Origin of the sequence: Vibrio sp. 10N.286.52.F8 (assembly GCF_041468745.1) — a bacterium.
Taxonomy (GTDB): domain Bacteria; phylum Pseudomonadota; class Gammaproteobacteria; order Enterobacterales; family Vibrionaceae; genus Vibrio; species Vibrio crassostreae_C.
The window spans coordinates 40,329-47,677 of the sequence record NZ_JBFRJF010000041.1 but is presented as its reverse complement, the minus strand read 5'-3'; the positions used below and the strand labels follow the sequence as shown (position 1 = coordinate 47,677).

Below are 7,349 nucleotides of genomic sequence, written 5' to 3'. Positions count from 1 at the left end.
CTGAGCTAGTATCGCATTATAAAAGGTCTTTCACCTTTCGATTACCGCTTTCGCCGTAACCTACAAATTGGAGCGATACATCGGGTTCGAACCGATGACCTCAACCTTGGCAAGGTTGCGCTCTACCAACTGAGCTAGTATCGCAATCTGAAAACGTCTTTCTCCGTTCAGGGCTGCGAATTATAAGAGCATTTTTTTGTGATGCAAGTCCTTAATGCAAAATTACGAAACTTTTTACTCAACTGCTGTAAAAGCACACAGATTTGCAAAAAAAACGGCTCTTATGTCCCTGAAAAGTTAGATAAACGTGATCATTTTATTCGACTAGATGTTAATAATCGTTTTTCGGTAGTACTGCAGCTCGGCGATCGACTCTCGAATATCGTCTAACGCAAGGTGACTTCCCGACTTAGAAAAACCATCTAACACTTCAGGTTTCCAACGACGAGTCAGCTCTTTCAGAGTGCTTACGTCAACATAGCGGTAGTGGAAGTACTCTTCTAACTCTGGCATGTGCTTGTATAGGAAACGGCGGTCTTGACCAATGCTGTTGCCACAAATTGGTGACTTACCTTTTGGTACCCATTTTTCAAGAAACTCAATGGTTTGTTGGATGGCATCTTGCTCTGAAACCGTGCTTTCTTGAATTCGCTTCACGAGGCCGCTGCCAGTGTGAGTCGTTGTACACCACTCGTCCATCTTGTCCAATTCACTCTGAGGTTGGTGAATAGCCAAAACAGGTCCTTCAGCCAGGATGTTAAGCTCACTATCAGTAACGATAGTAGCAATTTCAATGATTTTATGAGTTTCAGGATCAAGTCCTGTCATCTCTAGATCAACCCAAATAAGGTTCTGATCGCTAAAGGACATAAGGCGTCGCCTATTTGTTTATGTGTAAAAGAGGTACTATACCCAAATAACTATACTCAAACTAGCTTTAGGACCATCGAAATCACGTGGTACCAGCAACATCCTGTTTGAGTCCCCAATCATCAAGTTAGATGTGTTAAGTGAAAAATTGTGGCTAAAAAAAAGAAGTTAACCAAAGGTCAAGTACGTCGTGTACGTAGCAACCAGAACAAGCGACTCAAGAAAGAAGATTCTATCCAATGGGATGAGAACATGCTTGGCGGAACCAAAAGCGGACTCGTGATTACGCGCTTTGGCCAACATGCTGATATCGAAGATCTTGAAACTAACGAAGTTCATCGTTGTAACTTACGCCGTAGTATCGAGACTTTAGTTTCTGGTGACCGAGTGACTTGGCGCGCAGGCTTAGAATCAATGGCCGGTATTTCTGGCGTTGTGGAAGCGGTTGAGCCGAGAACTTCAATGCTGACTCGCCCTGATTACTACGATGGCCTAAAGCCAGTAGCTGCGAACGTCGACCAAATGGTTATCGTATCGGCTGTGCTACCAGAGCTATCACTTAATATTATCGACCGTTACCTAATTGCTTCAGAAACGGTAAACATCGCGCCGCTTGTTGTACTGAACAAGGTCGATCTACTGACTGATGAGCAGATTGCTGAATACCGTGAAACACTTAAAGAGTACGAGAAGATCGGCTATAAAGTGATGTTCGTGAGTAAAGAGTCTGGCTACGGCATCAAAGAGCTGGAAGCTGAACTCAAAGACCGTATCAACATCTTTGTTGGTCAATCGGGTGTGGGTAAATCAAGCCTAGTGAATGCATTAATGCCTACGCTAGACATTGAAGAAGGCGAAGTCTCTGAGAACTCAGGTCTTGGTCAGCACACAACCACGGCAGCTCGTTTATACCACTTCCCTTCTGGTGGTGATCTGATTGATTCACCAGGAGTGCGTGAATTCGGCCTATGGCACCTAGAGGCCGACGAAATCACTGAAGCCTTTATCGAGTTCAAGCCTTACCTTGGCGGTTGTAAGTTCCGTGACTGTAAACACATTGATGACCCAGGCTGCATCCTGCGCGAAGCGGTAGAAAACGGAAAGATCAGTCGATTACGTTTCGACAACTACCACCGCATCATTGAAAGCATGGCGAGTAACAAAGATAACCGTCAGTATTCACGCAACAAAAAAGCCGATCTCTAATCGCGTTTTTGTGAACAAATGTGTGCATTTACTGACAATTGGCGCGAATTTAAGTAACATCTCGCGCCCTAAACCGTCATCGACAGATTTAATTGAAAAACAATTAGCATTGGAAAATTAATACAATGGATAAGATTAAAGTTGGATTGCAGTACTGGATTCCACAACATGGATTAACTCGCCTAGTCGGCAAACTTGCGTCTGCTAAAGCGGGCGGCTTAACGACAGCGATCATCAACTGGTTCATCAAGCAATACAAAGTGAACATGGATGAAGCTCTGCATAGCGATCCAAAACACTTTAAAACATTCAATGAATTCTTCGTGCGTGAATTGAAAGAAGGCATGCGCCCTATCGCTGAAGGGGAGTCTGTTATTGTTCACCCTGCAGATGCACGTGTAAGCCAATTTGGCCCAATTACTGACGGTCAACTGATTCAAGCGAAAGGCCATAACTACTCAGCTCGCGAGCTATTGGGTGGTGATGCTGCGCTAGCGGATGAGTTTAAAGACGGTGAATTCGCAACGCTTTACCTGTCTCCAAGTGATTACCACCGCGTGCACATGCCATGCGACGGCACACTGCGCCAGATGATCTACGTTCCGGGTGACCTTTTCTCAGTTAACCCGTTAACGGCAGAAAACGTTCCAAACCTATTCGCACGTAATGAGCGTGTCGTTTGTATCTTCGATACGGAATTTGGCCCAATGGCACAAGTGCTGGTTGGCGCAACGATCGTAGGTAGCATTGAGCAAGTATGGGCAGGTACCATCACCCCACCTCGTGGTAACTCGGTTTACAAATGGGATTACCCTGCACAAGGTGACAAAGCAATCATCTTGAAGAAAGGCGAAGAGATGGGCCGCTTTAAGCTTGGTTCAACCGTTATCAACCTGTTCGCTAAAGATGCGATCAAGTTTGACGACACTATGCAAAATGGCGAGAAAACGGTTCTTGGTACACCTTTCGCGCACATTGCTGGCAAAGAAGCGCAAGCAAATGACGATGTTGTTACCGATTCTGCTGAGAACACTGACCAAGCTTAACAATTTGAGTTAACTCATTTAAGCTTTCAAGGCGCGTTACTTTTTCTATTTCAGAGAAGAACGCGCCTTTTTCTTAACTCTACCGATTCATTTGCTACTCAAGCTCTAACAACTCAATCTTTCAAACCCTGCCCAGCCACCTGCTGCTTCTCACTCTTGTCTCTAATTGCCCAGATAAAAGATTGACCAAAAACAAAACAACTGTCGAAACCTTAAACAACTTTTTGATTTTCCAACCCGTCTCCAAGTACCAGAAATCCAGATAACTTACTCTATTTGAAGATATTTTATTTATAGGGTCTTTGTACATGCCTAAACTCAATGTTGGCGTTCTGGTCAAGCTGTTGATTTGTTTTGCGATTCCCTTAGGCGTGTTATTCATGCCGATAGATTCAATACCAATCGATGATCTCACGCTGATCCAACACCGCCTGTTGGCGATATTCTTATTAGCAGCCCTGCTGTGGGTGCTTGAACCTGTTCCGGTATTCGCCACTTCCATTTTGATCATTGCGCTTGAACTGGTGATGATATCTGACAAAGGTTTACACCTGTTTAGAAATCCACCAGCGGGGCACGATCTCGGTGAGTTAATCAAATATACCGACATCTTCGGTGCATTTTCGTCACCGATCATCATCCTTTTCATGGGTGGTTTTGCTCTTGCGATATCCGCATCCAAGTACGAACTCGACAACAACCTAGCTCGAGTGCTACTTAAACCATTTGGTACAGAACCGCGCTTCATTATGCTCGGCTTAATGCTGATCACCGCCGTGTTCTCAATGTTCATGTCAAATACCGCAACGACGGTAATGATGCTTGCGCTGCTCGGCCCTATCGTGGCATCTGCACCAAAAGGCGATATGGGTATCAAAGCGCTCGTGTTGTGTATTCCAATTGCTGCCAATACTGGCGGTATCGCAACCCCAATCGGTACACCGCCCAATGCCATCGCGCTGCAATACCTAACGGGTGAAAATACCATCGACTTCCTCAGCTGGATGATGATGGGCTTACCCTTTGTGATCATCCAACTCACCATCGCTTGGTTTCTTCTACAAAAACTCTTCCCTTCTAAAGAAAGAAACATGGTGCTCAAGCTTGATGGACAATTTAGAAAGAGCTGGCGAGCGATTGTGGTTTACATCACCTTCGCTGCGACAATCTTATTGTGGATGACCACCAAACTGCACGGCATGAACACCTATGTCGTGTCTATCATTCCACTGGCTGTGTTTACGCTCACTGGCATCATGGGCAAAGAAGAACTCAAGCTGATTAACTGGGATGTGTTGTGGCTGGTCGCAGGTGGTATTGCGATTGGTATTGGCTTAGATAAAACAGGCTTAGCCGCTGCACTCGCACACGCAATTGACTATGAATCGCTGTCACCTGCAGCTGTGGTACTGACATTGTCTATCGTGTGTTGGTTAATGGCGAACTTCATGTCAAACACTGCGACGGCCAACTTGCTGATGCCGATAGCCGCTGCAATTGGTGCTTCCATGGAAAGCCTAGTTGCGATTGGTGGTCTGCAAGGCTTGCTGGTTGTGGTCGCCTTCTCTGCGTCACTTGGCATGATTCTGCCAGTATCGACACCACCAAACTCACTGGCCTACTCGACCGGGCTTATCGAAAGCAAAGACATGGCGAAGATGGGCATCATCTTAGGTATTGTGGGCTTGCTGATGGTTTACCTCGCCCTGTTTATCATCACCTAGCACGTTAATCCCTACTAATGCCCTTCCAGATAGTAATCACGTCTTTGCTATCTGGAAGGTTTAGTGCATATTGAATCCCCCACTTCTACATTTTGACACGGACGTACACTTCAATGGGATTCGAATGGCTGGCTCTTGCTGCCGCTTTTCTTTGGGCTATCGCGAGCCTGATGTCAGTAAAGCCTGCTCAACACTTAGGTTCTTTCGCCTATAGCCGTTGGCGCATGGGTTGCACTGCTATCATCTTATCGAGCATGGCTTGGTTTACTGGTGGCTGGTCAACGGTCGAAGCAGACCTAGTCACGCCGATGATGCTGTCTGGGCTAATTGGCATCTTCATTGGTGATACCGCCCTATTTGCTTGTTTGAACAGAATGGGACCGCGCCAAGCAGGTTTGCTGTTCTCTTGTCACGCCGTGTTCTCGGCAATTCTTGGTTACTTCCTATTTAGCGAAAGCATGACTTCGGTGGAGCTGATTGGCTCGGCTTTGGTGTTCAGTGGTGTATTAACCGCGATATTCTTTGGTCGTCGAGGACAAGCCAACAACCAACTCGAAACCATCAAGGGCACCGTGTGGATTGGTGTAGCTCTCGGAATCACTGCCGCTATTTGCCAAGCCTTGGGCGGTATTATTGCAAAACCCGTGATGCAAACCAGCATAGACCCTGTTGCCGCTTCAGCGATTCGTATGATTACCGCTTTTGTTGCTCACTCCGCATTTCGTCTAACTGGCGCTAAGCTCTCACGCGCAATCAACCCGATGAATGGTCAAATATTCGCGATTACCGCAGTGAACGGCTTTCTTGCTATGGCGGTGGGAATGACGCTGATCTTGTATGCACTGCAAGAAGGAAATGTCGGCATGGTTGCTCTGTTGTCTTCAACCACACCTATCATGTTGTTACCAATACTTTGGCTGTACACCAAACAGAGACCAAATGCCTACGCTTGGATCGGTGCCATTGTTGCCGTAGTGGGTACTGGTATTCTAGTCAGCTAGCTAGTGAAGTTAATTGGCAGCTGATTGGAAACTGAGAGTGAATAGCTAATGACTATTCACTCTCAGTAAAAACAAAAGCAAAAAGTTAAGAACGTGGAAAAGGAAAAGCCGTCACGTCATCGATGTGGTCATAACCTAACGCCAGCATGATCAGACGATCAATACCTAAAGCAACACCCGCACAGTCTGGTAAGCCCGCTTTTAATGCCTCAATCAAGTGATGGTCAATCGGTTGAGGCGATAAGCCCATCTCAATACGTTTGGCATTGTCATCTTCAAAGCGCTTGAGCTGCTCTTGTGGCTTATCTAATTCATGGAAGCCGTTTGCCAATTCAATCCCTTTAAAGTACACCTCAAAGCGATCCGCCACTCGCGGGTCCTCAGGGTTAATCTTGGCTAATGCAGCTTGTGAAGCCGGAAAGTCATAAACAAACGCAGGCACTTGTTGCCCTATCTTCGCTTCCACCCCAATACTAAACAGCAACTGCAGCAAGGTGTCACGGTCTTGTTCTGGATCTGCAATGTCGCTGAGCCCAAGTTTTGCTGCGGCTTGCTTTAGCGTAGCCATCGAATCTTCCAGTGGACACACACCTAACACGTCAATAAAGGCTTGTTGGTAAGTCATTCGCTCTGCTGAGCCCGATTTAAGTACCTGCTGTAACAGCGAATCCATTTCATCCATCAGGTCATGATGATCAAAGCCAACGCGATACCACTCCAACATGGTGAACTCAGGGTTGTGGTAACGGCCATTTTCTTCGTTACGGAAAGACTTACAAATTTGGTAAATACAGCCACTGCCCGCCGCTAATAGACGTTTCATATGAAACTCAGGGCTAGTCATAAAGAACAGAGGCTGACCGTGCGCATAACCCGGCCCTACGAATTCAGTTTTGAAAGTATGCAAATGCACGTCCGTCACCGTGGCGTGGCTCATCGCAGGCGTATCCACTTCCATCACGTTTCGCTCAGCAAAGAACTGACGAATTTGATTAAGGATATCAGCACGTTGCTTTAACTGTTTAATGGTTGCGGCCGGTTGCCATGTAGAGTGCATTATTGAGTTCCATATTACTGAATTCTAGGCGACGAAAATTACCACCTTTCATCGCTTTTGTAAGCTTCTATCTTTCTATTCGTGAAAGCAAAATGTTGTTTTAATGAAGCCAGAAAATTACGTTCTACAATACAATTATCAATACAGATTTCACATCAACATTGATAACAAAAATCATACTCAACAAGCCGTTAACACCCGTCCTGTGGGTTAATCGTTATCAACAATTCATTGCCGTGATTGCAGTCACATAACCTATAATTTCTATGCCTCCATATGCATTACCGACCTAAAAACCCAAATGCATCAACTTTTCGAATACCGTCCTCTCTTACACTGAACCTACCACTTAAGGCTTAGGGGCGCTAAATGGTTCCTACGATTTAGAACCTCCTAAATAGGCTTTTTATAATTACAAGCGGAATACTCCGCATCACACTGGAGA

General features: G+C 45.7%; 6 protein-coding genes and 1 tRNA gene. 4 read left to right on the top strand and 3 right to left on the bottom strand.

Annotated features, from left to right (window positions below; all coding sequences use genetic code 11):
* Positions 1 to 68 precede the first annotated feature (68 nt).
* A tRNA-Gly gene (locus tag AB4133_RS18725) sits at positions 69 to 144 on the bottom strand.
* Between the two features lie 180 nt (positions 145 to 324).
* The gene (gene orn / locus AB4133_RS18720; RefSeq protein WP_010434065.1) at positions 325 to 870 is read right to left on the bottom strand and encodes an oligoribonuclease; all 546 of its coding nucleotides are present in this window, start codon (positions 868 to 870) and stop codon (positions 325 to 327) included.
* Positions 871 to 1,020: 150 nt separating this feature from the next.
* Here orn and rsgA point away from each other — a divergent pair, with 150 nt between their 5' ends.
* From rsgA to AB4133_RS18700, 4 genes are all read left to right on the top strand, one after another.
* On the top strand, positions 1,021 to 2,076 hold the full coding sequence (rsgA, locus tag AB4133_RS18715) for a small ribosomal subunit biogenesis GTPase RsgA (protein WP_017061306.1): 1,056 nt from the start codon (positions 1,021 to 1,023) through the stop codon (positions 2,074 to 2,076).
* A 125-nt stretch (positions 2,077 to 2,201) separates the two neighbouring features.
* Positions 2,202 to 3,122, top strand: a complete 921-nt coding sequence (gene asd / locus AB4133_RS18710) for an archaetidylserine decarboxylase (RefSeq protein ID WP_017063172.1) — start codon at positions 2,202 to 2,204, stop codon at positions 3,120 to 3,122.
* 308 nt (positions 3,123 to 3,430) lie between these two features.
* Complete coding sequence (locus AB4133_RS18705) at positions 3,431 to 4,846, top strand: DASS family sodium-coupled anion symporter (RefSeq protein WP_017061303.1); 1,416 nt, start codon at positions 3,431 to 3,433, stop codon at positions 4,844 to 4,846.
* Between the two features lie 113 nt (positions 4,847 to 4,959).
* Entirely contained in the window at positions 4,960 to 5,847 is an 888-nt protein-coding gene (locus AB4133_RS18700) for a DMT family transporter (RefSeq protein WP_017071213.1), read from the top strand.
* Positions 5,848 to 5,932: 85 nt separating this feature from the next.
* Here the strand turns inward: AB4133_RS18700 and epmA are convergent, their stop codons facing one another.
* Positions 5,933 to 6,904 (bottom strand): elongation factor P--(R)-beta-lysine ligase, encoded by a 972-nt coding sequence (epmA, locus tag AB4133_RS18695; RefSeq protein WP_372122889.1) that lies wholly within the window; start codon positions 6,902 to 6,904, stop codon positions 5,933 to 5,935.
* Positions 6,905 to 7,349 lie beyond the last annotated feature (445 nt).

Excerpts from the sequence above, each read along its gene's own strand:
- orn (WP_010434065.1), bottom strand. The coding sequence starts at position 870 with ATGTCCTTTAGCGATCAGAACCTTATTTGGGTTGATCTAGAGATGACA.
- asd (WP_017063172.1), top strand. The coding sequence starts at position 2,202 with ATGGATAAGATTAAAGTTGGATTGCAGTACTGGATTCCACAACATGGA.
- AB4133_RS18705 (WP_017061303.1), top strand. The coding sequence starts at position 3,431 with ATGCCTAAACTCAATGTTGGCGTTCTGGTCAAGCTGTTGATTTGTTTT.
- AB4133_RS18700 (WP_017071213.1), top strand. The coding sequence starts at position 4,960 with ATGGGATTCGAATGGCTGGCTCTTGCTGCCGCTTTTCTTTGGGCTATC.
- epmA (WP_372122889.1), bottom strand. The coding sequence starts at position 6,904 with ATGCACTCTACATGGCAACCGGCCGCAACCATTAAACAGTTAAAGCAA.